This window comes from Nocardia gamkensis NBRC 108242, from assembly GCF_001612985.1.
GTDB lineage: Bacteria > Actinomycetota > Actinomycetes > Mycobacteriales > Mycobacteriaceae > Nocardia > Nocardia gamkensis.
Map to the genome: position 1 here is coordinate 14,121 of NZ_BDBM01000011.1, position 23,938 is coordinate 38,058.

General features: G+C 69.0%; 20 protein-coding genes. 5 read left to right on the forward strand and 15 right to left on the reverse strand.

Annotated elements, in window-relative coordinates; translation table 11 throughout:
- Positions 1-29: 29 nt before the first annotated feature.
- Positions 30-1,505 carry an NAD(P)/FAD-dependent oxidoreductase gene (locus NG1_RS12020; RefSeq protein WP_062970138.1) on the reverse strand — a complete coding sequence of 492 codons (1,476 nt, stop codon included), beginning with the start codon at positions 1,503-1,505 and terminating at the stop codon, positions 30-32.
- Between the two features lie 1,392 nt (positions 1,506-2,897).
- Between NG1_RS12020 and NG1_RS12025 the strand changes: the two genes are divergently transcribed.
- Complete coding sequence (locus NG1_RS12025) at positions 2,898-3,506, forward strand: STAS domain-containing protein (RefSeq protein WP_157114008.1); 609 nt, start codon at positions 2,898-2,900, stop codon at positions 3,504-3,506.
- 367 nt (positions 3,507-3,873) lie between these two features.
- Here the strand turns inward: NG1_RS12025 and NG1_RS12030 are convergent, their stop codons facing one another.
- From NG1_RS12030 to NG1_RS12040, 3 genes are all read right to left on the reverse strand, one after another.
- On the reverse strand, positions 3,874-4,530 hold the full coding sequence (locus NG1_RS12030) for a TetR/AcrR family transcriptional regulator (protein ID WP_062970140.1): 657 nt from the start codon (positions 4,528-4,530) through the stop codon (positions 3,874-3,876).
- A 120-nt stretch (positions 4,531-4,650) separates the two neighbouring features.
- Positions 4,651-5,085: a nitroreductase family deazaflavin-dependent oxidoreductase gene (locus NG1_RS12035; protein ID WP_062970141.1), complete on the reverse strand. Its 435-nt coding sequence runs from the start codon at positions 5,083-5,085 to the stop codon at positions 4,651-4,653.
- Between the two features lie 71 nt (positions 5,086-5,156).
- Positions 5,157-8,486 carry an ATP-binding protein gene (locus NG1_RS12040; protein WP_245659868.1) on the reverse strand — a complete coding sequence of 1,110 codons (3,330 nt, stop codon included), beginning with the start codon at positions 8,484-8,486 and terminating at the stop codon, positions 5,157-5,159.
- On the opposite strand from NG1_RS12040, the gene NG1_RS12045 reads away from it, so the two are divergent.
- On the forward strand, positions 8,485-9,159 hold the full coding sequence (locus NG1_RS12045) for a hemerythrin domain-containing protein (protein WP_062970142.1): 675 nt from the start codon (positions 8,485-8,487) through the stop codon (positions 9,157-9,159). The genes NG1_RS12040 and NG1_RS12045 overlap by 2 nt on opposite strands.
- A 210-nt stretch (positions 9,160-9,369) precedes the next feature.
- The gene (locus tag NG1_RS12050) at positions 9,370-10,902 is read left to right on the forward strand and encodes an FAD-dependent oxidoreductase (RefSeq protein ID WP_062970143.1); all 1,533 of its coding nucleotides are present in this window, start codon (positions 9,370-9,372) and stop codon (positions 10,900-10,902) included.
- Here the strand turns inward: NG1_RS12050 and NG1_RS12055 are convergent.
- From NG1_RS12055 to NG1_RS12080, 5 genes are all read right to left on the reverse strand, one after another.
- Positions 10,891-11,556 (reverse strand): hypothetical protein, encoded by a 666-nt coding sequence (locus NG1_RS12055; RefSeq protein WP_062970144.1) that lies wholly within the window; start codon positions 11,554-11,556, stop codon positions 10,891-10,893. The two genes, NG1_RS12050 and NG1_RS12055, sit on opposite strands and share 12 nt — an antisense overlap.
- 400 nt (positions 11,557-11,956) lie before the next feature.
- Positions 11,957-12,451, reverse strand: a complete 495-nt coding sequence (locus NG1_RS12060; RefSeq protein ID WP_062970145.1) for a hypothetical protein — start codon at positions 12,449-12,451, stop codon at positions 11,957-11,959.
- A gap of 465 nt (positions 12,452-12,916) precedes the next feature.
- Complete coding sequence (locus NG1_RS12065) at positions 12,917-13,246, reverse strand: hypothetical protein (protein WP_157114009.1); 330 nt, start codon at positions 13,244-13,246, stop codon at positions 12,917-12,919.
- 516 nt (positions 13,247-13,762) lie between these two features.
- Positions 13,763-14,986 (reverse strand): oxygenase MpaB family protein, encoded by a 1,224-nt coding sequence (locus NG1_RS12075; RefSeq protein WP_062970148.1) that lies wholly within the window; start codon positions 14,984-14,986, stop codon positions 13,763-13,765.
- On the reverse strand, positions 14,937-15,599 hold the full coding sequence (locus tag NG1_RS12080; RefSeq protein ID WP_062970149.1) for a TetR/AcrR family transcriptional regulator: 663 nt from the start codon (positions 15,597-15,599) through the stop codon (positions 14,937-14,939). The genes NG1_RS12075 and NG1_RS12080 overlap by 50 nt, the downstream gene beginning before the upstream one ends.
- A gap of 109 nt (positions 15,600-15,708) precedes the next feature.
- On the opposite strand from NG1_RS12080, the gene NG1_RS12085 reads away from it, so the two are divergent.
- Positions 15,709-16,296, forward strand: coding sequence for an LppA family lipoprotein (locus NG1_RS12085; RefSeq protein WP_062970150.1), 588 nt, complete (start codon positions 15,709-15,711; stop codon positions 16,294-16,296).
- A 119-nt stretch (positions 16,297-16,415) separates the two neighbouring features.
- Here the strand turns inward: NG1_RS12085 and NG1_RS12090 are convergent, their stop codons facing one another.
- Positions 16,416-17,351 (reverse strand): GlxA family transcriptional regulator, encoded by a 936-nt coding sequence (locus NG1_RS12090; protein WP_062970151.1) that lies wholly within the window; start codon positions 17,349-17,351, stop codon positions 16,416-16,418.
- A gap of 71 nt (positions 17,352-17,422) precedes the next feature.
- On the opposite strand from NG1_RS12090, the gene NG1_RS12095 reads away from it, so the two are divergent.
- Positions 17,423-17,758: a cupin domain-containing protein gene (locus NG1_RS12095; protein WP_040872161.1), complete on the forward strand. Its 336-nt coding sequence runs from the start codon at positions 17,423-17,425 to the stop codon at positions 17,756-17,758.
- Here the strand turns inward: NG1_RS12095 and helR are convergent.
- From helR to NG1_RS12120, 5 genes are all read right to left on the reverse strand, one after another.
- On the reverse strand, positions 17,743-19,965 hold the full coding sequence (gene helR, locus NG1_RS12100; protein WP_218018961.1) for an RNA polymerase recycling motor ATPase HelR: 2,223 nt from the start codon (positions 19,963-19,965) through the stop codon (positions 17,743-17,745). The genes NG1_RS12095 and helR overlap by 16 nt on opposite strands.
- Before the next feature lie 120 nt (positions 19,966-20,085).
- Positions 20,086-21,069 (reverse strand): glycine betaine ABC transporter substrate-binding protein, encoded by a 984-nt coding sequence (locus tag NG1_RS12105; RefSeq protein ID WP_062970153.1) that lies wholly within the window; start codon positions 21,067-21,069, stop codon positions 20,086-20,088.
- Positions 21,066-21,803 carry an ABC transporter permease gene (locus tag NG1_RS12110; protein WP_157114011.1) on the reverse strand — a complete coding sequence of 246 codons (738 nt, stop codon included), beginning with the start codon at positions 21,801-21,803 and terminating at the stop codon, positions 21,066-21,068. The genes NG1_RS12105 and NG1_RS12110 overlap by 4 nt, the downstream gene beginning before the upstream one ends.
- Positions 21,800-23,074 carry an ATP-binding cassette domain-containing protein gene (locus NG1_RS12115; RefSeq protein ID WP_062970154.1) on the reverse strand — a complete coding sequence of 425 codons (1,275 nt, stop codon included), beginning with the start codon at positions 23,072-23,074 and terminating at the stop codon, positions 21,800-21,802. The genes NG1_RS12110 and NG1_RS12115 overlap by 4 nt, the downstream gene beginning before the upstream one ends.
- On the reverse strand, positions 23,071-23,715 hold the full coding sequence (locus tag NG1_RS12120; protein WP_062970155.1) for an ABC transporter permease: 645 nt from the start codon (positions 23,713-23,715) through the stop codon (positions 23,071-23,073). Before NG1_RS12120 ends, NG1_RS12115 begins: the two co-directional genes overlap by 4 nt.
- Positions 23,716-23,938: the final 223 nt, after the last annotated feature.

Here is a 23,938-nt window from a genome sequence, read left to right on the forward strand (position 1 = left end):
TATCACGAGAGATCCGTACGAGACCGGCGCTAGAGAATGGGCGCACCGGCTGTGGTCGGTGGGAGTACGGGCCGGGCCACGGCTTCGATTTCCTCGTCCGTCCTGGGCCGATCCGTCAGGCCGAGCACCGGTTCGGTGGTGATTCGCAGCTCGCCGGTGGTGGTGTCGGCCAAGGGGTCGCGCCAGTGATCCCACACCACGGACATGTCGAGGTGACCCATGTATTCGAGATTCGCCGACTCCGCGTGGAGATGTTCGGCCGCGGAGATGATGGTTTCGGTCGCGGTGCGCTGTTGCGCTCCCGAGGACTCGTCCATGTCGGTCAGGCCCGCCATGATCTCGGTGAACTGGGCCTGCTTCGTGTCGCCGCTGTGCCCGGTGGTGAGCGTGCCCGCATGCGCGAAGTATTCCTCCGAGCCCACGTACTGCTCGTACATGCGCGAGACCAGCACCAGGAATCGCGTGTAGGCCCGGCGATAGGCGTGCTCATAGAAGGCCAGAGCCTCGGACTCGCCCAGTTCGCCGCGCGCGACCGTCGCGATCGCCGCGGCGGCGACCAGTCCCGAGTACGTCGCCAGATGCACGCCGCTGGACAGCAGCGGATCGAGGAAGCAAGCCGCGTCGCCGACGACGACCCAGCCCGGGCCGCTGAACCGGTCGGAGGTGTAGGAGTAGTCCTGCTCCGCCTTGACCCCCGCGACCTGCCGCGCGCCCGCGAGCAGCTTGCCCATCGCCGCGCTGTCGCCGATGGTCTCCAGGTAGTACGCCTCTCGGCCTTGTTCCCGAAGCTTCGGCGCGGCTGTGCGCGCGGAAACGACGTAGCCGACGCTGTGGCGGCCGTCGGAGAGCGGAATGTTCCAGAACCAGCCGCCCTCGGGCGTGGACACCACATTGATCGCACCCTCCGGGCTGTCCGGATGTAGGTGCGCGCCTTCCCAATACGACCAAACGGCCACGTTGCGGAAGGCCGGGTGCTGCTGGCGCTCCACGACTTGGTGTTTGGCCAGCACGCCGGCCCGTCCGGACGCGTCGACGAGGAAATCGATCCCGGTGGTGTGGATCCGGTCGTCACCGTCGACGGTCCACTCGACGGCCGTCGGCCGCTCGCCCTCGAACAGGACGTTGGTGACCGTCGCGCGCTCGATCACCTCCGCGCCCTGCTCCGCGGCGTTGCGCAGCAGCAGTTCGTCGAAGACGTCGCGCTCGACCTGCCACGACCAGGCTTCCGCGTCCACCAGCTTGGACCAGTCCAGCAGCCAGTTGTCGTTCTGCCACTGGAAGTGGCCTCCGCGCTTGACCTGGAAGCCGTGCGCGGCCACCGCGTCGTAGGCGCCGGACAGACGCAGGGTCGACAGCACCGACGCCAGCAGGCTCTCGCCGATGTGATAGCGCGGGAACTTATCTCGTTCCAGGAGCGTCACCCGTACCCCCGACTTGGCGAGCAAGGCTGCGGTGGTGGACCCGGCCGGGCCGCCTCCGATGACCAGAACGTGCGGATTGTCCATAGCGAACTCCCTGGAACTGCCGACAACGGAACGTGCACGCACTTCAGTGGCGGAGAACTCCGGGCGACCCCACGGTCTGGGTGAGCCAGGACGTATATTGCCGCTGGTTAGCTAGGCTAACGGTGCACGATCTGAGTGTAGCAATTGATAGCGAAACTGCAAGATATACAACGCATTTGACAACCCTCAGCAGATCGGCATTCGGATTGCTCCAGGGATGCCAAAATCCCCGCACGGTGCCTCTCTGCCGATTCGCCGTCACTCGGCCCGACCGGTGGCACCCAACTGATCGGGTGCTGGTGGTCGGTGTGAAAACCATTGCGGGGAAGAGTGTTTCGCGGCGGGTACGCGTTCGCCGCTGATGATGGGGGATGTCTGGGGTAGGCGGGGGCGGCACACCTCGTATGGTCATCACCCCGCTCTCCCTACGGATTCAGGATACGGGGGGCGGTCCGGCCGCACGAGCCGTTCACCCAGAGTTACCTCGCCAGTGGGCTCGTCGCGGTGCCGGCCAACTCCGGGCGACGACCCGGCCGGGTGGATCACGTTGCGGCGCGGTTAATTTGCCGGACTGTGTGACCTGCGCAGTAAGGAATTTGGAGGTGTGTCGGTGGATGTGACACTCGGGCAGGCGCTTTCGGCGCCTGTGTGGTAGAAGTCGTATCCACGCTGCTCCTCGAAAACCGACAAGGGCGCGCGTGGTAGCGGTGAGGGTGTTCTTCGAGACGGTCGCGAACGGCGACAGTCGATGGACGAATTCGTCTTCTCGGCCGATCGAGGTCGCGCCCGATCTTCCTCGGCGGCGTCCTGAGCGGGGGTCGACGGTAGGGGAACGGACTGATCGGGGAGGGGCGGCGACGCGTCGGCCAGGTCCGGCGCGACGGCGGCGCAGGTCGGCGATCGATGCGGCGAGTTCGTCGGGATCGAGCCACATGCGTGTCGGCGGCAGCCGGTCAGGTCGCCGGCGGGGTCGGTCTCGCTGTCGAGGTAGTGCCGGAATGCGGCAGGCGGGGTCGCCGTCGCCACGACGAAGATGCGGTGATCGTCGATGCGCGGTGGCGGCGGTGCTCGCGGCTCCGTCGCGCCACACGATCGGTAGCCGCGTTCGACGGTGCCTTCCGGGCAGCTGCGCCGCGCGTCGGGGTGTGAGGCTTCCAGGGCGCGGACGGTTCCCGGCATGCGGTCTCGAATCGATCCGGACGGCCAGGTGCGGAGAACGGAACTGGAGCGAATGGATCTCGTTTTCATTTCAGGCCGGGGAATTCGTCCGCTTCGCGCGCCGGTCCCGGCTGTGCGTGGTAGGACGGTGGTCCGGATGTGTCTTCAGAAGTGCAGGACGATCTGGCTTCGGAGCGCGCCGCGCGGGTGTGCTCGGACCGAATCGGGAGCGTCATGGAGTTTCCAGCCGAACCCCGCCCGTCCGACCTCGAGCGGGCGCCCGCATCGAACAAGAACGCCGATCCGCGGACGCGGTTGTCCAGCAGTCTGCGAAGGCGGGGCCCGGCGATGGTGATGTCGACGCGGGGCACGGCCGACGCGTTCACCCTGGCCGTGTGGTGCGAGGACATCCGCCGCGCGATCGAATGCGCGGAGGCTTCCTCTTGCGGCTTGGTCGTAGACACGACCAAGCTCGAGTTCCTGTCCTGTCGCGCGCTGCTGGCACTGGCCCGCGAAGCCGTCCGCTGCCGTGGCCACGCCACCGCGGTGAGCCTGGTCAGCCCGAGCCCGACAATCATCAAGATCGCTTCGGCCGACCCGGTGATCGCACGGTTGCCGGTGCACTCGACCGTGGTCAGCGCTCTCACCTCACTCCGGCTGCACCCACCCCGTCGAGCGCTATCGCGAACCGCGCGGCCGACCGCGCCGTCGAAGCCAGGTGCGTTGGGAGCCGCCTTCCGGAATTCGGGCAAGACGGCGATGCGGCCGGGGTCGGCGTCGAGAATCGCCCGGACGACACCACCGGTGCCCGACGAGGACCGGGACTCGCGGACTCCTGAGTGATCGACCAGCCGTCGAACCCGCACTATCGCAGCGTGATCGATGTGTCCGCCGTGCCACTGCCACACTTCAGGATGCTCGGCGGACCATATTCGCGAAGGCAGGACGGTGGCATGGGTCGGCAGCGCACGACAGCCGCTTCCATCGGCCGATGATCAGCGCATGCCTACGGCGATCTCGGTGGGTCGTGTTACCCGGTGCGAACCAGCGCCAAGGGTCTGGGCAGCCCCGGTTCTTCGCCGCTTCGGCGAAGCCGTACCCCATCGGCGCGAGACCGAGCGCGACCGAAAATGTCGTACTCGGTGCCTCGTGCGCGCGGGTCTCGCGCACGATTGGAGCGGTCGAGCAGGCATGCTCACCGGCTGCGGGCTTACCGGTTTTCCGGCGCCTCGTAGGCGCGCAGGAAGGTATCGACCGCCGCCGTGGCGACCGCGTGCATTTCGGCGGTGGAGACCTTGCGGGTGCCCAGCCGCGAGCGGTCCTCCATCGGGCCGGTGATCAGCACGAGGAACTGTTCCGCGGCGGTCGCGGGGTCGCACGCGCGCAAACGGCCGGACAGCGACAGGCGCGCCAACCGGTCGGCCAGTGCTTCGGCCGGCTGGTCGGACGTGCGGCTCACGACGACGTCGATCAGATTGGGGAACTGCGCGACCTGGCCGTAGGTCAGCCACCGCAGCGATCGTGAGCGCTCGGCGCAGCGCACCCGGATCAGCCGATAGGCCAGATCTTCCAGGGCGGCACGCAAGTCGGGGCCCGGGTTGCGCAACCGATCCAGCACGGACAGGTTCTCGGCCAGCACCGCGTCGCTGACGGCCGTCAGCGCATGCCGGAACAGAGTTTCCTTGTCGTTGAGGTGATTGTAAATCGTCGGCTTGGCGACGCCGGCCTCCTCGGCGATCTCCTGCACGCACGCCTGCGCGTAGCCCCGGCGCGCGAACACGACGAACGCCGCGTCCAGGATCGCCTGCCGTTTGTCGATCCGCCCGCGCGAAGCCGCCTGTCCGGCTGGCGATGTCACTGCTGCCACTCCCGCAGTGTAACGCCCCCGAGCTGCGGGTTTTCCCCGCCGGTTCAGTTCGGTGAACCTGTTGATCGAGGGTCTACCTCACCCGGACCGCACCGGACACGGATTCCACCGCAGACCGGATCACCGAGAAACGGGTGTCAGCACGACAAGGGGGATCGTTCGGGTGGTCTTCTCCTGGTAGTCGGCGTAGCCGGCGTGGGCTGCCACGACGTCGGGCCAGAGCTCGTTCCGTTCCGAGGGCGGCAGGACGCGTGCGGTCATCGGCCGGGGCGAACCGTGCCCGACCGACACCTCGACCGCGGGATTCGCGCGCAGATTGTGCAGCCACGCGGGGTCCCTCGGGTCGCCGCCGCGCGAAGCGACGACCACGATCGTGTTCCCCTCGATGATCGGCGCGGTGAGGATGACGGTGTGCGGACGGCTGGACTTGCGGCCGATGGTGGTGAGCGCGATCGTCGGCATGCCTTTGAAGGTTGTGCCGAAGGTCCCGTCGCTGAGTCGAATGATGGAGCGGTGGACGGCGTTGCAGATCTTGAGCTGGAAATCGCTGGGCATGGGTTCCGCTTTCTTCGGGCCGGTTTCTTCGGGCCGGCGAGTGAAATCGGCCTCCAGCGTCCCGAACGCCGCTAGTGATCTGCTTGTGAATTGCTTTTGACGCGCACCGCGGTGATCCACTCCTGGCATCCGCAACGGCGGGCGAGTCGCTCCGCCGAGGCGTAGTGTCCAGCCGCGCGGCCGGGCTTCCCGAGCAGTGCCGCTAGATCGCCGAGCACGGTGTCGACCGGCCCCGCCGCGAACGCGCCGGTGTCCGCGCCCGCGATCTGCCCGGAATAGGTGCGCAACTGCTCGTACACCGGCAACGCTTCGGCGCGTTGCCCGAGGCCGACGACAGCCATGCCGCGCACGGTGAGGAACAGCGAACGGAAGAAGTCCGCGCGCAACGGGCGGCGAGCGCGCGCGGCTTCTCGTGCTCCTTCCCGATCACCCGTCGCCAACAGGGCCAACACGAGCGGATCGACGACGAGTTCGGTATCCGAACGTGCGAGTTCGACGAACATCGAAGCGAGTTCGCCGACGCGATTCTGCGTCAGGCGGACGGTGAACAGGGCGATCATCACGACGCCATCGGCGTCGAGGACGTGGTACCGCGTGAACAACTCGTGGGCCCGATGATAATGCCGTTCGGCCGCTTCGAGATCGCCGGTGAAGTGGGCGAGCATCCCGAGGCCCATGGTGTTCGCAGCCTGAGCCTGGCGCCACAGGTAACGGTCGGCCAGCGACGTCGCGGCGGCGAGTTCTTCCCGAGCACGCTCGATGTCGCCACTCGCCGCGGCTACCTGCAGCGCCGCGTTCCTGCCGAGCAGTGCGAAGGACGGGAGATCGTTGTTCTCGCCGACCCCGATCAACTCGGCGGCGAGGCGTTGCCGATCGCCGAGCGGAACGGTGGTGTCGTAGACCGACGTCCTGGCCTCCAACGCCAGTCCGAGCAGCCCAGGATCCGCGAGGCCGCGGGCGAGCGCTTCGGCCTCCCCGGCCGCCTCGCGTGCGCGCTCGTTCAGCTCGCCGCCGATCTCGCGGACGAGTGCGACGAGCAATCGGCACCGCGCCTCGGAGGTGAGTCCCGGCGTCCGCAGCGCTCGGTCGATCGACGCGACCGCCCGCTGGTCGACCGTGCCATACGCGCGGTTGAGCCAGGGGGTCGCGGTATCCCAGGCCGTGAGCGCCTCGACGAGCCGTTCCGGTGTGTCGGCCGCCGACACCGCTCGGTCGCGCGCGTCGCGGGCCGGCATGCCCGCGCCGGCGGCGAGGTGGCTTCTGCTCATGCGGGACAGCGCGGTTACCCGCTCCCCGGTCGTGTCCGCACCGGGGACCCGTTCGAGTGCGGCGACGGCGCGGCCGTAGGACTGGGCGGCGACTTCGTGTGCGAATCGGCGTTCGGCCTGTTCGGCAGCGGCGAGGGCGTACTCGGCGGCCCGCCGCGCGGTCGCCGGCGTGAGTGCCTCGCCGAAATGGTGAGCCAGCGCCGAGAGGTCGTCCGGACTCGTTCGCTCGGTCGACTCGGCGACGCGCAGATGCCAGCGGTGGCGCCGTACGCGGGACAAGTCGCCGAGCAGGGCATCGCGGACGAGCGCGTGTGCGAAGCGCGCTGCGCCCGGGCCGGGTTCGTCGAGCAGTCCGGCGAGCACGCCCGCTTCGACCGCGTCGAGCACGGCGTCCTCATCCACCTCGGCCGCGCCGATCAGCACATCGATGTCGAATTCGCGGCCGATCACCGCCGCGAGACGGAGGAGAGACACGGTGATTTCCGGCAGCCGGGCGAACCGACGGCGCAGCACATCGCGAACACCTTCCGGCACTTCCGACGTCGCCACGAGCGCACCCTCGCTGCCGAGTAGTCGCGCGCTTTCGATGAGGTAGAACGGATTGCCGCCCGTGCGCTCGGCCAATGCCTCCAGCGTGGCTCGATCGGGGTCACGACCGGAGGTCGAACGAACGAGGGCTGCCGCGTCGTCGAATGTCAGGCCGCGCAGGTGGACGCGCACCGCCGTCGTGGGCGCCAGCGACGCGAGCGCGTCCTCCAGGTGGATCCCCATCTCTTCTGGGCGGTAGGCGATCACGATGAGGACTGCCGCGGATTTCGCCACGCTGCCGAGCAGAGCGGCGGTCTCGGAGTCGCCGCGGTGCAGGTCGTCGAAGAACACCGCGAGCGGCTGCCGCCGCGCGGCTTCGGCCAGGTACCCGCCGACGGCGCGATGCAGCAGGAAGCGTCCGAAGGAGACATCCGTGCCGGTTTCGTCGCGCCGGTCGCCGAGCAACGGCTCCAGCGGCCCCGCGAATTCGCCGGGATCGACCTCGCATGCCAGTTCGCGCAGTGCTTCCACCCACGCCCACGCGGGTGGCGCACCGTCCTCCTCGGGACAGCGGCCGGTGACCACGCGCCAGCCGTCGGCTCGCAGCTCGGCTCGCAACCGTCGCAGCAGAGTTGATTTTCCACTTCCGGCTTCCCCGATCACGGTCGCGACGCGGGGCCCGGCACCCACCTGTGCCGCATTGCGCAGTTGATCGAGTTCGTTTGTGCGCCCGAGGAATTCGCTATGAGGTGGTGAGAGTATCGCCCTCGGCGCGGGAAACACGGCCGCAGCGGGCAGCTCCACGGGAATACGCTGCGCCAAAAGATCCGCTTCGAGCTGCACCAGGGCCGGGCCCGGGTCGATCCCGAGTTCGTCCGCGAGGACCTGGCGCGCGGCTCGCAACGCCGCCAACGCGTCCGCTTGCCTTCCCGCGTGAAACCGCGCAAGCGCCGAGATCCGCCACGCCTCCTCGCGGAGGGGGTGCGTGCTGGTCAACGCGTCCGCTTCCGCAACGGCGGCGGCCGGGTCGCCGAGTTCGACCAGCGTCGCGGCCAAGCGCTCGCGGGCGGCCAGGCGCAATTCTTCGAGCCGGTTCGCCTCCGGCCGCGCCCACGACTCGTCATAGAACTCCGCGAACGCGGGACCGTGCCATCGGCCGAGTGCGCGTTCGAGCCGATGCCGGCGTTCTTCGAGATCCCGCGGTACGGTCCGTACTTCCGCCTCGAACTGCCAAGCGTCCACGGCTTCGGCGTCGAGCCGCAACGCGTAGCCGGGGGCCTGGCTGACCAGCACCGTGGCCGGCGAACGCGGCGGGCGGTCCGGCTCGAGCAGCTTGCGCAGATGCGATATGTAGGCCTGCAACGCGCCCAGCGCGCGTGGCGGCGGCTCGCCGCGCCACAGGTCGTCGATCAGGCGGTCGACCGGTACGACCGCGCCGCGCGCCACCAGCAGAAGGGCAAGCACACCCCGCTGCCGTGGACCGCCGAGTTCGATGCGGCCGCGCTCGTTCGCCGCGGTCAGCGAGCCGAGCACCTGGATTCGTACCATGACGTGCCAAGCGTATTGCAAGCCCGCTACAAGCGGCTCGACGGACAGTGGGTTCATGAACACCGCCACCCAGACCGCCGAACGCCCCGATACCACCGAGATGGTGCTCGTCCACAACGCCTTCCGGCGCCACTTCGATGCCCTGCCCGGCCTCGTCGCCGGGGTCGCCGACGGTGACATCGCCCGTGCGGCCCGCATCGCCGGTTTCCTCACCGAACTCGACACCGGGCTGCATCACCATCACAGCGCCGAGGACGAGCTGATGTGGCCGTTGCTGCTCGAGCGGGCGGAGACCGACAGCGCGCTGATCCTGCGGATGGAGGAGCAGCACGAGCGGATCGCGGAACTGATCGAGCGCGCCGACGGGCAGGCCGCGCGGTTCGCCGCGTCGGCGCATCCGGAGACGCGTGCCCCGCTTGCCGCCACACTGCGGGCGCTGGCCGCCGCACTCGACGAGCACATGGCCGAGGAGGAGGCGCACGTCCTGCCGCTCGTCGAGCGGGTCATGACCGTTCCCGAATGGGAGGCGCTCGGTGAGCGCGGCCGTGCGGCCGTGCCGAAAGACCGGCAGTTGATCTTTCTCGGGTTCATCCTGCAAGGTGTGCCCGCGGTGGAGCGGCGAAAGTTTCTCGCCGCCATGCCGTTTCCGGCCAGGCTCGCGTGGTGGCTGCTCGGCCGGCGTGCCTTCGCCGAGGAGTACCGCTCGATCTACGGCACGGATCCCGCCTGACCGCTCGGGGGCGTCCGAGGGCGTCCCCACCAGGTCCTGCCGCATGGTCGGCTGTTCGCCTGCCTCCTGCGCGAGCGTCTTGCGGTGGTGCTAGGCGCGCGGAGTCGCCCGGTGCACGGAGACTCGGTCGTCCTCACGGTGGACGCCGCTGCCGCGATACGCAAGTGGCGTGCAAGTGCGGCGCAATGAAGCCGCCGCACAGTGGTTCTCATGAACGAGACACGTGAAGTAGTGGTGGTCGGCGCCGGGCCGGTCGGGCTCATGCTGGCCTGGGAGCTGCAGTTGGGCGGGGTGGACGTGCTGGTGGTGGAGCGCCTCGCGGAGCCGGATCGCACCATCAAGGCGGGTGCGATCAATGTGCCGACCGCCCAGGCCATGTATCGCCGCGGACTGCTCCCGGAACTGCGCGCCGAGCAGGAGGCCGCACTCGCGCGGTTCGCGCAGTTCCGCCGCGACGGCGGAATGCCGCTGGTCGCCGATGGGCGGCGGCCGGCGGCAGGGCATTTCGCGGGCCTCATGCTGGACGTGGACGCCATCGACTTCGACGACCCGCGATTCGCCGAACTCGGTCCCGCCGCCGAGGTCTTCCTGGTGGCACAGCAGTCCATCGAGGCGATACTCGCTCGCCGCGCCGCCGAGCTCGGCGTGGAGATCCGGCGCGGGGCGCAGGTGGTCGGGTTCTCCGACGACGGCGAGGGCGTCACCGTCGATTGCGGAGACCATACACTGCGCACCGGCTGGCTGGTCGGCTGTGACGGCGGGCGCAGCATCGTACGCAAACTCGCCGGCTTCGAGTTCCCCGGAGTGGGTCCGGAGATCACCGGCCATCAGGCGATCGTGGACATGACCGGCGCCGAGGACCTTCGAATGGGCTGGAACACGACCCCTTCCGGCATCTACACCTACGGACCCATGCCCGGCCGTGTACTCACGGTCGAACTGGACGGGCCGCCCGCCGACCGCGAGACACCCGTGACGGCGGCCGAACTCCAACAGAGCATCCGCACCGTGTCCGGAGTCCCGGTGGTGGTCACGGCCGTGCATTCGGCCACCCGCTTCACCGACAACACCCGTCAGGTTCCCGACTACCGCAAGGGCCGGGTGCTGCTGGCCGGCGACGCCGCGCACGTGCACTCGCCTTTCGGCGGACAGGGCCTGAACCTCGGGATCGGTGATGCGGTCAACCTGGGCTGGAAGCTGTCCGGTGTAGTGCGCGGCTGGGCGCCCGAAGGGCTGCTCGACACCTACACCGCCGAACGCCATCCCCTCGGCGCATGGGTGCTGGAGTGGACGCGGGCGCAGGTCGCGCTGATGCGCACCGATGCCCGCAGCCGCGCCCTGCGCGCCGTCATCGCCGAACTGCTGGCCTCTCGCGACGGTGCGACCGGGGTGTTCGAGAAGATCTCCGGTGTGCAGCACCGCTACGACCTCGGCGGGGGACATCCACTGATCGGCGCGGCCACTCCCGATATCGAATTGGCCGACGGCACTCGCCTCGGTGCGCATTTCACCGGCGCCGAGGCCGTCCTGCTCGACCTCACCGATTCCGCCGATCTGCGATCCCGAGTCGCGGGATGGTCCGGGCGGGTGCGCGTCGTTACGGCGAAACCCACGCAGCCGCAGAAGCTCTCGGCTCTGTTGGTCCGTCCCGACGGCTGCGTCGCCTGGGCTGCCGACGGCAGCGACCTGGACGGCCTCGAGGAATCGCTGGGCCGTTGGTTCGGCGCTCGGTCAGCTCAGTAGCCGCTGTTCGAGTTGAGCGAGGACGGATCGGTTGCGCTGGGCGTCCAGGGCGAGGGCCGCGGCCCAGACATGCGCCGAGATGACTCCGGTCTGGACACGGTCGATCCAGTCGTGGATGGTGCTGCGCCGGTCGAGGGTGTCGTCGTCGAAGGTGATCGGTTGGAGTTCGGGCATGTGCACGTAACGCAGCTGGGTGGTCTCCCTGCCGCGGGCGTCGAAAATGCTTGCCGCCCAGACTTCCTCGGTGGTCGCCGGTTCGTACGGCGGTGTGCTGGTCGTGTCGGGCTGGTTGTCGAACCCGTGCACGACGGCGTCCGCGGCGGCCCGGTGGGCCAGCCCGAATCCCCACAGGCGGCCGTGCATCCCCGCCATCATCCGCCCGGCGATGTCCAGGATCGGAGAGCCCGCGACCGTGGGGCTGTCGTCGGGTGAGAATTCCGCGAAACCCGCCGCGCTCGAAGTGTCGTCGTCCCCGGTGCCGGTGAAGCCCCAGATGTGTACGAGGCCGAGGTCGGTGCAGGGCGCACTGCTGCGGCGCGAGATCATGGCCGGTAGCAGAGTGTCGATGATGGACCGGGCCGGATATCGGATCGCAGGCACGGTGTCGGATCGACGGATGCTGCTGGAGCGCTTGTGATTTCGTCGGCCGGACATAGGCTTCTCCGTCGCGGTGGGGTTTTCGGACAAGGCATCGACCCGGTTGCAGTCAGCGTTGTCAGTGTAGATAGCCCACCGGTGACGTTGTCGCAACATCGCATACTCGTGCGCGATGTGTGTACTTGACGCGGGGGCCGGCCGCCGTCCGTCGTCACCGTGCGGACCGGCGGTCGCGGCCCGCCGAGGGTTGTTCGTCCAGGTCCGCGTAGCAGTCGTCGATGCGTCGAACCGATTCCGCGGCGCGGACTCCGGCGTCCGCGCGCGGTGCCGGACATCAGGACGCATTGACAAAGCAGGACTGTGCGGCGGTGTCCTCCTGAGGCGGAGGGATGGAACAGCTCGTGCGCGAGGACGATCGGAAACCAGTCGCTGCCTTCTCGGCCGGGCCGCCGAGCGGTCAGACGGAGAGCCGGTCGTCGGGCAGCAGGCGGGTGATCGAGAGATCTCGTCGAGCTATCCCGGGCTCGTGCTCGTGGATCGGGCGAATCGCGTCGACCACGTTCACGCATGTCAGATGGTCGGCCGGATGCAGTCCGTCGGTGAACCGGAACCGGACGTTCGCCGTCCCCTTCGCGGTCTCGGTCGTCGTGACCAGCCGGTAGCGCAGGGGTGCTCGGTCGGCGGTGGCCGTGGTCCAGATGGAGCGGTAGCTCAGCCGGGGGCCGAGGTCCCGGTCGACGATCACTTCTCGGATGGTTCCGGAGTCGTCGGTGATCACATCCACCGAGGTGCTCGGGGCCGCGGCGGTATCGGCGGCGCCGGGGAAGGCGGCCTCGTGCAGGACGCGGAGTCCGGCTGTGTAATACCCGTCGACAGCGGCGACGCCGACCGCCGCGGCGGCGGTGTCGGTCGTCGCTATGCCGATGTCGTGCAGGGCGTTCCACGGGTACACCCCGTCCTGCGGAAGGTCGAGTTCCTCGACGAGTTCCAGGCGGCGGATACCGCGGGTGACCTCGGCCAGGGAGCGGACGAGCCGAGCCGGGATCGTGGCCTGGAATGCGCCGGTCGCGTGGAAGGTCGAATGCCCGGTGCGGCAGCGTCCAGGAGGTCGGTGAGAGGGACACGCCCGTCGAGCGGTACGGTCGATATCACGTCGTAGCCGTCCCGGAGTAGCTGCGGGAGTGCGGCTTTCGGAGCATCGGCGGTGATTTCCGCGAAGTCCGGCACATAGACGACGCACTTCGTGTCCTCGGGCGGTGTCCGCGCGGTGGATATGCGCGCGGTCACCCGGAGGTCGGCCCGTGCGTCGATGCGATCGGCGATCCGTTCGGCGAGCAAGCCGACGCCGAGCACCGCGACGGGAAGCGTGGGTGAACTCATCAGGACTCCACGAGGTAGTGCGGACGCAGGTCGGGCATCACCACGCCGGGCGGCGCGGCGCACCGGCATGCCGAATCCCAGGCTCTCCAGGCCACCCCACATGCCTTCGGGCCGTGGCGGAGAGATCCCCGACTTCCAGGAACCGCACTTCCCGCACCTCGTCGAGCACTCCGGCGAGCCGCAGCAGCACCTGTTCGACCATCAACCCGGGGTGCAGGCCGGTGCCGCGCAGTGAGACCCCACCTGCCAGGCAGGCCGCTTGCAGCCGGTTTCCCGAGGCCCGCCGGGGAATCATCCGGTCCACGACGCCACCCGCCAGCCGCTCCAGACCGGGGCGCAGCGGTCGCGCGGCCGCCGAGTCCGCCACGCGCATACCGAGGCGCAATGCCGCCAGCGCCTTGCGCAATCGGCCCGAAGGCGTCGCCGGTGACTTTCATGCCGGACACCGTGCGCAGGACCGTGAGCGGCGACCGCGAGGCGGACAGCCACATCGGCATGGACGGATTGTGGTAGGAGGCAGCCGAAACCACGTTCTTGCCCGATTCGAGCAGGTCGATGACGTCCTCGTCGGCGCCTTGCACCAGTGCCAGGGTGGTGGGCGTGTGGATGACGCAGTCCGCGTCGAGGGCGAGGATCTCCGCCTTCGACGTGGTCGCTGCGCGGCCCACCGGCGGCAGGCCGACCAGTTCGCCGATGTCCTTGCCGTTCTTGTGCGGGCTGAACACCTTGACCCCCACGACGTCGAAATCGGGTGACTCGAGGGCCGTGCGCAAGGCGCGTCCGCCCATGTCGCCGGGCCCCCAGATGATGAGCCGATAAGGACCTGACACAACCATCTCCTTGCCGATCGCGAAATTCTCTGATTGGCCGCCCGGGTGGGCGATCAGGCGGTTCGGTCCAGTCGCGGTGCGGAGTGGCCGATCGTGGCACTGGTTTCGCCGATCAAGCGTTGCAGGAAGGCTTCCTGCTGCTTGCGGCCGTGGATGGCGGCGCGGTCGAGTCCGCCGGGGGTCAGGTGGGTGTAGGCAGTGCGTACGAGGTTGACGGGGATGCGCAACGCGGGGTACCAGGGCGGGACGTAGGCGGGCAGTCCGAGGATCCGCATCGCTTTGGGTCCGAGGAAGGCGCTGCTGACCGACAGGTGCTGGGCGCGGGCGAGGCGGCCTCGCAGACCGGGCAGGTCGGGGTAGGACCAGTTCAGTGGATCGTCGGCCATGGGACGGGCGAGTTGGCGGCTGGTCTCGTCGGGGTTGGTGATCGCGGTCAGGCAGTGGTCGAGGATGGCGATGCCGTCCCGGAAGCCGTTGGGCAGCCAGTGTTCTTCGACGCCGATGAGCCAGCCGACGTAGCGGGTGAGGTGGGCCGCGGCGGCAAGTTCGCGGGGGGAGAGGATCACACCGAGCGCCATGCCGCCGACGACGGGCGCGAGCAGGGCGCCGACCAGGGTGGCGGCCATGTCGGTCTGGTTGATCGGCAGTCCCCATTCGTCGGTGCGCCAGTCGGGCATGGCGGCGACGTGCCTGCGGACCAGGGAATGGATCAGCCGCACATGCAGGGTGGAGCGGTAGCCGACACCGTAGCGATCCATGCCGTTCTCGGTGGACACGTCCATCGCCCATTGCAAGGTCTCGGCGAACCGGCGGGCGGGGCCCTTCTCGAGGGCGCCGGTGCGCAGGAGGGTCTTGTTGAATCCGGAGGCCAGGTAGCCGCCGATGAAGGACACGTCGCGTGCGAAATACAGGCCGTCGTTGCCGCCGGAACGGAACACCCGCTCGCCGTCGCGCAACAGGTCCGGGTCGACCCACGCCGGGGTGTCCTCGACGACGGTGAAGAAGTCGCGCAGCGGCGAGGGAGCGCCGGGGATGCTGTCGATGCCCGACATGAGTGCCCGCTCGAACAACGGCCGCGTGGCGGCCATGCCTTCGGCGTACATCCACTCGACGAGGCGGTCCATCGGCTCGTCACCGACGAGCAGTGATTCACCGAGCAGCCGCCAGCGCTGCGGGGACGGTTTCCCGATGCGCAGCAGCGCGGCGAACGGGCCGAGACCGGGTGCTTTACGGGGCCGGTCGGGGTGCCGTGCCGGGATGATCGCGGACGTGGTCATGGGTGGGCTCCTCGTCGGGGCGGGTGATGCCGTGCTTCATCAACGGCACGATGGTGGTTCGGACAAAGGCGCGGGCGTGAGCGTCGTCGGTGAAGTCGACGCTGCCGCCGCCGGGGGTGAGCATCAGCGAGTGGGCGAGGCGGGCGACGAGTTCGGCGACCGGGCGCGGGTCGTAGTCGTCGACGAGGCCCGCGGCCTGGGCGTGGGTGAGCATGCCGACGATGTACTCGATCCCGATGGACACCAGGCGTTCGCCCTGCACGGTGGAAAAGCGCAACGCCTCCTCGGGCGCGACCCGCAGCAGCTGGGTGACCAGCCGGTGGATGCGGGTCTGCAGCAGGACGTACAGCATCGTTTCCTCGATCTGGGCGTCCACGTCGGCGGTGGTGGTCGCGATCGCGGTGACCTCGGCGAGCATGCGGCGGGTCTCGCGCGCGAGTACCGCCTCGATCAGGTTGTCCTTGCCCGCGAACCGGCGATGGATGGTGATCCGGCTGAGCTCGGCCCTGCGGGCGATGTCCTCGAGGCTGGCCCGGCGGATCCCGACCTGGAGGATGCGTTCCAGCGCGGCGTCCATGATCCTCTCGTCGACGCCGTCGCTGCCCTCGGTCATGATGCAAAAGTACAAAGATTGTTTCATTGAGTCAATGGATCGCGAGAGAATGCGATCGCGGGGAAAGCGCGCTCACGATGGGTGGCCGCGGGGACGGCGGGAGGCGACGATGACCGGACTGCGCAGGCCGGCCGCCGCACTGCGCTGGTCCGCCGCGCTCGCGGTGGTGGTTTCGACGGGCGGATGCGCCACCCTGCTAGGTGAGCCCGCCCCGCCGCCGTCCGCCGAGGAGATCGCCACGGCGACAGCCGAATTGGCCGCCTTGCCGTCTTCGGAGGCAGCGGAGCGGCAGGTGGCGGCGGTGGTCGAGCAGATCGCGGCCGCTGCCTGGGCGATCGAACCGGCGCTGCGGTGGACCCGCGGCGAGGAGCGAGCCCTCGGCCCTTGTTACGGCCCGTATGAGCACACCGGCGGCAGACGCGTCGTCCTGCCGCGCTACCGAGCCGACGGCTCGCTGCCCGAGGGAGCGTGGGCGAGGTTTCAGGAGACGGCCCGCGACCTGGCCGCGTCGGTGGGTGCGACCGACATGCTGCCCGGCGGTAGTTCCTCGCCGGACCGGCACGTGACGTTCGAGGGGGCCGATGGTGCGGAGTGGGACAGCAACACCGAGCTGTCGGTGCTCGCCGACACCCGGTCGATGACGATCACCGCGACCGTGGGCTGCCGGCTGCCCGCGAGCGAGCGCCCGGCTGGGTGAGGCTGCCACCGCGTCGTCTGCGGTGCCGGGAACCGCTCCAGCGCAACTCTTCCGGCCGCGCACTCCGCTCGCCAACCGACAGTCTGTGCTGACCGAGCGGTGAGCACGTCGACGGGGTGCTACGGGCTTCGGAACGCTCGCCGGTAGGCGCCCGGGGTGGTGCCCACCTGGTCGCGGAAGCGGCGGCGCAGATTCACCGCCGAGGTGAGGCCGACACGCGCCGCGATCGCCTCCACCGGCAGGTCGGTTTCCTCCAGCAGCAGGCGCGCCTCGGCCACCCGGCGCGACAGCAGCCATGCGCCGGGGCTCGTGCCGAGCTGTTCGGCGAAGCGCCGGGCCAGCGTGCGGGGCGAGACGCTGAGATGAGCGGCCAGATCGCCCACCGACAGCGGTGTTGCCAGGCGCGCTCCGGCCCATTCGAGGAGGCCGTCGAGCGCGTCGGCGGGCGGTGGGGGCGGCGCGTACTGTGCCTGGCCGCCTTCGCGGTGCGGGGGCATCACCATGTGCCGCGCGATGAGCGCGGCGTGGGCCGCGCCGTGGTCGCGCCGGACCAAGTGCAGGCACAGGTCGATACCCGCGCCCGCACCGGCGCTCGTAGCGACATCGCCGTGGTCCACGTAGAGCACATCCGGTTCCACGCGAACCTCGGGAAACTCCCCTGCCAGCTGGTCGGCGCGGGCCCAGTGCGTTGTCGCCGAACGCCCGTCCAGCAACCCCGTGCGGGCCAGCGCGAACACCCCGGAGCAGATCGTGACGAGCCGCGCCCCGCGAGCGTGCGCCCGCAGCAGCGCGCGGCGCACGCGGTCGGGCAGCGGTGCGTCCACCGGCGCCCAGCCGGGGATGAGCACGGTGTCCGCGGAGGCCAGTGCCGAGAGTCCGCGCGACACCGACAGCGCGTAGCCGGACGTGGTCGCGACCGGGCCCGGCGTCTCCGCGCACACATCGAACTCGTAGTACTGCGGCACACCGGCCCGCTCGGTCCCGAATACTTCGGCGGCGCAGCCGAGTTCGAACGTCGACTGCACCGGCCGCACCAGGGCCACCACGCGATGCATGGCAAAAAAGTACCCTGTGATGACCAACCGGACACTTACCCGGCGTCGCCGCGCGCGGCACCGTGGGAGGCATGCACCCCGAGATCCTCGCCCAGGAGGGCTACACCTCCGTCTCCGTCACCGAATCCCCGGTCCGCGAACTCTTCCCCGGCATCCGGCTGCGTCACCTCTGGAAAGGCCCGTCCGGAGCGCAGGCCAACGTGCTGGAGATGGACCCGGGTACCTCGTGGCCGCGCCGCGATGTCCACGAGCCCGGCCCGGAGGAGGTCTACGTGGTCGCGGGCACGTTCAACGACGGCGCACGCGACTACCCGGCCGGCACGTTTCTGCACGCCCCGGCCGGGTCGTGGCATGTACCGGCGACCACGACCGGCTGCACGCTGTTCGTCTTCTACCCGGAAGGGTAGGAGTGCGAGAGGTCTCCACTCGGGAGGTGGTGGTTGCGGCCGCCCGCCGCACCGTATTCGGCCAACCCGGTCAGGGCCTGCGGCAATGGACCCCGGTGCAGGACGCCGAGACGCTGGGTGGCGCGGGTGAGGGCGACGTAGAGCTCGGCCGCTCCGCGTGGTCCTTCGGCGAGGATCCGTTCCGGTTCCACGACCAGGACGGCGTCGTACTCCAGGCCTTTGGTCTCCGACGCCGTCACCGCGCCCGGCACATCCGGCGGCCCGATCACGACGCTGGTACCTTCGCGACCGGCTTCCTCGCGGACGAAATCCTCTATGGCCGTGGCTGATTCGTGCTCGGTGACCCGCCTGGACCACGGCTGGACGCCGCACGCGCGAACCGACTCCGGTGGTCGCACCCCGGGCGCGAACTCGGCGAGTAGCGCGGCGGCGACCGACATGATCTCGGCCGGGGTGCGGTAGTTCACCGACAGCGACCGATAGACCCAGCGGCCGGGCACATACGGCTCGAGCATCGTGTGCCACGAGGTCGCTCCGGCTACCGACCGGCGTTGGGCGAGGTCACCGACCACCGTGAAGGAGTGGCCGGGGCAGCGCCGCATCAGCACTCGCCAGTCCATTTCGGACAGCTCCTGGGCCTCGTCGACCACGATGTGCCGATAGGTCCAGTCCCGGTCCGCGGCGGCGCGTTCGGCGAGTTCGCGAGTGTCGCGCTCGAGGAAGCGATCGGCCAGATCGTGCCCGTAGAGCATGTCCTGGGCCAGCAGGTGGTCCTCGTCGTCCATCAGGTCCTCACGGCTGACGAGGAGGTCCAGCACGCCGGCGGCGTACGCGGCCTCGGCCTGCTGTTCCCGCTCCGCCGCGCGGTCGTCCAACTTGTCGCGGCCGAGCAGATCGACCAACTCGTCGAGCAGCGGCACGTCCGACACCGTCCAGGCATCGCCGTCGGCGCGCCACAGCGCCCCGTCGGCGCCTGCCGCCGCCAACCGCTCCGGGGACTCGTACAGCTGCGCCAGCAGGGTTTCCGGCGTCAGGATCGGCCAGAGTTCGTCGAGCGCGGCGGTGAACCGGTCGTTGTCCGCGAGTTCGGCGATCAGGTCGGCGCGCAGGTTCTCCCATGCTTCGCGCTCCTCGCGGGTCAGCCAGCCTCGGCCGATCCGGGCTATCGCTCGTTCGGTGAGCACCCAGGTGACGATCTCGCGGAACACCGCGCGGGCTTCGTTGTGCGGCTGGCCGCTCGCGCGCGCCTCATCCCTGGCCCACTCCGCGGTCTCGGCGTCGATGCGCACCGTGACGTCGGTCAGTTCGACCGGCAGCGGCTGCTCCGGCAGCCGCTGCCGATCGGCCACCGCTGCCGCGAGCACGTCCAGGATCCGCAGCGAGCCTTTGAGCCGGGCGGCCTCCGGGGTGTCCTCGGCGGTGACGCGCAGACCGGGCACCAGGTCGCCGGTGGTCATGAACACGACGTTCGTCTCACCCAGCGACGGTAGAACGCGGCTGATGTGATCGAGGAACGCCGGGTTGGGGCCGACCACGAGCACACCGTTGCGTTCCATCCGCTCCCGTTGGGTGTAGAGCAGGTACGCGACGCGGTGCAGCGCCACCACCGTCTTCCCGGTGCCGGGGCCGCCCTCGATCACCAGCACACCGGGGTGGTCGAGCCGGATGATCTCGTCCTGCTCGGCCTGGATCGTCGCCACGATGTCGCGCATGCCGGTACCGCGCGGCGCGTCGACCGCCGCGAGCAGCGCCGCGTCGCCTCGCTCGCCATTACCGGGGCGGCCGAGCACCTCGTCGGTGAAATCCACCACTGTGCGCCCGCGAGTATGGAACTGGCGGCGTCTGCGCATGTTCTCCGGGCTGGCGGCGGTGGCGACGTAGAACGCCCGCGCGGCCGGGGCCCGCCAATCGAGCAACAGCGGTTCGTACTCGTTCTCCTCGTCGAAAAGGCCGATTCGGCCGATATAGGAGTGTTCGCCCGAGAGGGTGTCCAACCGGCCGAAACACAGCCCGTCGTCCGCCACGTCCAGCCGCTTCGCCTCCTTGGCCAGCGCGCGCACCTCGACATCGCGTTCCATCGGCGTCCCGCCGGTTCCCCGCAACGCCGCGGCGTACCGACCTTTCACCCGCGCGCGCTCGGCGTCGAGCCGCGTGTAGAGCCCGGCCGCGTAGTCGCGCTCGGACCGCAATTCGTCTTCGTACCGAATTTCGCTACTCCCATTTCCGCAGGTTCTGGCCACGGCCAGCGATTCTGCGGCATGACCCGGGTCTTGCCGCAAGCCCCCGGGTGCGCTATAGATTGGGAGTGGAAAGAGGTTGACCGCCTTCTACCGGATCAGCTTCTCGCTCTTCAGCCAGTCGTAAGCGACGTCGGCCGGATCCTCACCATCGATGTCGACGCGGCCGTTGAGGTCCTGCATCAGTTCGTCGGTGAGGTGTTCGGAAATCGTTCCGAGCAGAGTGCGTAACTGCGGATAGCGGTCGATGATCGCGCCGCGCACGACCGCTGTGCCGCTGTAGGGCAGGAAGAACTTCTCGTCGTCGTCGAGCACGACCAGATCCAGGTTCTTCACCCGGCCGTCGGTGGTGTAGATCATGCCGAAATTGCACGGGGCGCTCTTGGCCGTGGCCGTGTAGACGACACCGGCGTCCATCCGTGTGACGTTGCCGGACGGCACACCGTTCGGATCGTTGTAGGGGATCCCGTACTTCCGCAGCATCGGAATGAAACCGTCCGAGCGGCTGAAGAATTCGTCGTCGACGCAGAACGTCCGATCGGGGACGGGGAGCGCCGCCACGTCCGACAGCGACCGGGCCTTCAAGCGTTCGGCGGTCGGCGTCGACGCGCCGAACGCGTAGGTGTCGTTGAACTCGGCGGGCGGCAGCCACTCCAGCTCGTGGTCGCGCTTCTCGATGTCGTGGACGCGCTGCCAGAGTTCGCGCGGGTCCGAGATCGTCTCGGTCTGGTTGTGGTAGTTGACCCAGCCGGTGCCGGTGTACTCCCAGAGCACGTCGGCGTCACCGTTGAGCTGGGCCTGCCGAGACGAGGCGGAACCCGGCGCCCCGGTCAGGTCGGTGACGTCCGCGCCCGCCGCGGCCAGGTAGGTCGCGGTGATCTTGCCCAGCAACACGCCCTCGGTGAAGCTCTTCGAGGTGACGACCAGCTTCGCCCCGTCCAGCGGCCGCGCACCGTCCGGCAGACGCGCGTCGTGGAAGGTTCCCGACGAGCTCACCAGGCCGCACCCGGCGAGCATCGCGGCTACGACGAGCGCGGACAGCATCGTGACCACTCGTGCTCGTGGCGATCTCATGAGATACCCCGTGGGGTCGCGGCCAGTTCCACCAGTCTGCCGAGCCAGTCGATGAGCAAGGCCAGGAGCCCGACCAGAACCGCGCCGGAGACGAGCAGTTTCGGCAGGAAGAGGGTGACCCCGGTCGTGATCAGCGTGCCGAGGCTGGTCGCGCCGATGAACGTGCTCAGCGTCGCGGTGCCGACCAGGATCACCAGCGCGGTGCGCACCCCGTTGAGGATCACCGGCACCGCGAGCGGCAGCTCGACCTGGAACAGGGTCCGCGAAGCGGAATAACCGATGCCCCGCGACGCCTCGATCGTGCGCTGATCGACCTGCCGAAGCCCGACGATCGTGTTCTGCAGGATCGGCAGCACCGCGTACACGACGAGACCGACGATCGCCGTGCGGAATCCGGTGCCCAGCCAGAAGGTGAACAAGACGAGCAGGCCGACGGCTGGTGCGGCCTGGCCGACATTGGCGATGTTGACGGCGATGGGCTCGAGCCGCTGAAACGCGGGCCTGGTCAGCGCGATGCCCAGCGGGATCGCGACGACCACCACGATCACCGTGGCCACCACGGTCAGCTTCACGTGCTGAAGGATCGTGGTCTCGAGGTTGGCCCAGCCGAGGGACGCCTTCTCCGTCGGCGTGAACGTCGTCGAGCGATACCAGATGACGTATCCGACACCGATGACGAGGATGATGATCGGTTCGAACCACACGTCGAGCGGGACGCGGCGCAGGCGGCTCATGACTGCCCGGCCGATCCGGGTTCGTCGTCGGCGGCGACCACCGGGGTCGGCGCCGGGTCGGTTCCGTCGACGTAGGTCGTGTAGGAGAGGTCCTCCTCGTCGGCGCGTCCCTCGGCGAGCTTGTTCCGGATCACCTCCGTGACCGTGCCGATCCCCAGCGAGCCGAGGACCGCGCCGCGACCGTCGGTGACGAGCGCGGCGCCCTGGCTGGTGGCGAGCATGGCGTCGAGCGCGTCGTTGAGGGTCGAGGATCGTGCGACGACGGGCAATCGCCGATCGAGGTAGTCGGAGACCTCCGGTTTGGTCGCCAGCTCGCCGAGCGAGGGCCACGACCGCGGCCGTCCGGCCTCGTCGACGACGACGACCCAGGTCTGTCCTGCGGCCTTCGCGCGCTCGATCACGCTGTGCGCCGACTCGCCGACGCGAGCGGTGATCACCTCGTCGTAGGCGACGTCGCGCACCCGGGAGACGGTCAGATACGCCAGCTTCGCGCCGGAGCCCACGAACTCCTCCACGAACGGCGTGGCCGGATCGGTGAGGATCTCCTCGGGGCTCGCGTACTGCTCGACGTGACCCCCCTCGGACAGGATGAGCACCTTGTCGCCGAGCTTGGTCGCCTCCTCGAAGTCGTGGGTGACCAGCACGATGGTCTTACCGAGTTCGTGCTGGATCGCGATCAGGCTGTCCTGCAGGCGAACCCGGGTGATCGGGTCGACCGCGCCGAAGGGCTCGTCCATGAGCAGCACCGGCGGGTCCGCCGCGAGCGCGCGAGCGACGCCGACCCGCTGCTGCTGGCCGCCGGACATGTCCTTCGGCAGCCGGTCGGCGAAGGTGCCCGGGTCGAGACCGACCAGATCGAGCAGGTACTCGGTGCGTTCGGCGATCCGCTTCTTGTCCCACCCGAGCACCCGCGGGATGGCGCCGACGTTCTTGGCGACCGTCCAATGGGGGAACAGGCCACCGGACTGGATCACATACCCGATCGATTGCCGCAGCTTGTCGGGGTCCTCCCTGGTGACGTCGCGGCCGCCGATGAAGATCCGGCCCTCGGTCGGCTCGATCAGCCGGTTGATCATCTTGAGGGTGGTCGTCTTGCCGCATCCGGAGGGGCCGACGAACGCGACGATCTCGCCCGCCTCGATCTCCAGGTCGAGACGCTCCACCGCCGGCTTCTGCTGGCCCTTGTAGCGCTTGACGACCGAGTCCAGCCGGATGGACGCACCGGTGACGTTGCGCTCCGGTGCGGGCTGACTGGTCACATCGTCGGTCATGACAGTCCCTTTGCGATCGTGAGGCGTCCGAGCAGGACGAGAAGCGCGTCGAACACCAGCGCGATGATGACGATGAGGATGGTGCCGGTCAGCGCCATCTCCAGGGCGTTCGCGCCGCCGAGGCGGGAAAGGCCGTTGAAGATCAGCGATCCGAGGCCCGGTCCGAGGACATAGGCGACGATGGCGGCGACACCCACGATCATCTGGGTGGACACCCTGATGCCGGTGAGGATCACCGGCCAGGCGATCGGCAATTCGACGGTCAGCAGAATGCGCCATCGCGAAAAGCCGATCCCGCGCGCGGATTCGACGACAGAGGCGGGCACCGACCGCAAACCCACGATCGCGTTGCCGATCACCGGCAACGCCGCGAAGAACGCGAGCATCACGAAGGACGGGACCACACCCAGTCCGAAGGGGACCAGCAGGATCGCCAGCAGTGCCAGCGAGGGGATCGTCAGCGCCACCCGGCTGGAGGTCAGCGACAGCGCGGACAACAGCGGGAGCCGATATACGGCCACCGCGACGAGGACGGCGACGACCGTTCCGACCAAGACCGTCTGGAACGCCAGAGAGGCATGCTGATATGTGAGGAACGCAAGAACTTCGCCCCGCCCTCGGATGTAGTTCCATAGATTCACGGGATTCCCATCGTCAGCCGAAGATCAGGCCGTACCTGTCTGCGATCGGTCGTCCGGGGGCGCGAGCCGTCAAAGAGTAATCGATGCCGCGCGGTCGATTCCCGACGGCGCGCGGAGGGCGAATCGCCGGATAACACGGTCATTCATCACAGAGCCTTTCGCTCGAATCCGACGATCGGCTCAGAGAAAACCACGCTCACCCCGGCCCGGCCAGCATTACGGT

What these genes read in the sequence shown, in the direction of transcription:
- NG1_RS12025 (WP_157114008.1), top strand. Translation starts at nt 2,898, where the DNA reads ATGGAGTTTCCAGCCGAACCCCGCCCGTCCGACCTCGAGCGGGCGCCC.
- NG1_RS12110 (WP_157114011.1), bottom strand. Translation starts at nt 21,803, where the DNA reads ATGAGCCGCCTGCGCCGCGTCCCGCTCGACGTGTGGTTCGAACCGATC.
- NG1_RS12105 (WP_062970153.1), bottom strand. Translation starts at nt 21,069, where the DNA reads ATGAGATCGCCACGAGCACGAGTGGTCACGATGCTGTCCGCGCTCGTC.
- NG1_RS12035 (WP_062970141.1), bottom strand. Translation starts at nt 5,085, where the DNA reads ATGCCCAGCGATTTCCAGCTCAAGATCTGCAACGCCGTCCACCGCTCC.
- NG1_RS12020 (WP_062970138.1), bottom strand. Translation starts at nt 1,505, where the DNA reads ATGGACAATCCGCACGTTCTGGTCATCGGAGGCGGCCCGGCCGGGTCC.
- NG1_RS12095 (WP_040872161.1), top strand. Translation starts at nt 17,423, where the DNA reads ATGCACCCCGAGATCCTCGCCCAGGAGGGCTACACCTCCGTCTCCGTC.
- NG1_RS12115 (WP_062970154.1), bottom strand. Translation starts at nt 23,074, where the DNA reads ATGACCGACGATGTGACCAGTCAGCCCGCACCGGAGCGCAACGTCACC.
- NG1_RS12080 (WP_062970149.1), bottom strand. Translation starts at nt 15,599, where the DNA reads ATGACCGAGGGCAGCGACGGCGTCGACGAGAGGATCATGGACGCCGCG.
- NG1_RS12085 (WP_062970150.1), top strand. Translation starts at nt 15,709, where the DNA reads ATGACCGGACTGCGCAGGCCGGCCGCCGCACTGCGCTGGTCCGCCGCG.
- NG1_RS12075 (WP_062970148.1), bottom strand. Translation starts at nt 14,986, where the DNA reads ATGACCACGTCCGCGATCATCCCGGCACGGCACCCCGACCGGCCCCGT.
- NG1_RS12040 (WP_245659868.1), bottom strand. Translation starts at nt 8,486, where the DNA reads ATGAACCCACTGTCCGTCGAGCCGCTTGTAGCGGGCTTGCAATACGCT.
- NG1_RS12050 (WP_062970143.1), top strand. Translation starts at nt 9,370, where the DNA reads ATGAACGAGACACGTGAAGTAGTGGTGGTCGGCGCCGGGCCGGTCGGG.
- NG1_RS12045 (WP_062970142.1), top strand. Translation starts at nt 8,485, where the DNA reads ATGAACACCGCCACCCAGACCGCCGAACGCCCCGATACCACCGAGATG.
- NG1_RS12055 (WP_062970144.1), bottom strand. Translation starts at nt 11,556, where the DNA reads ATGTCCGGCCGACGAAATCACAAGCGCTCCAGCAGCATCCGTCGATCC.
- NG1_RS12090 (WP_062970151.1), bottom strand. Translation starts at nt 17,351, where the DNA reads ATGCATCGCGTGGTGGCCCTGGTGCGGCCGGTGCAGTCGACGTTCGAA.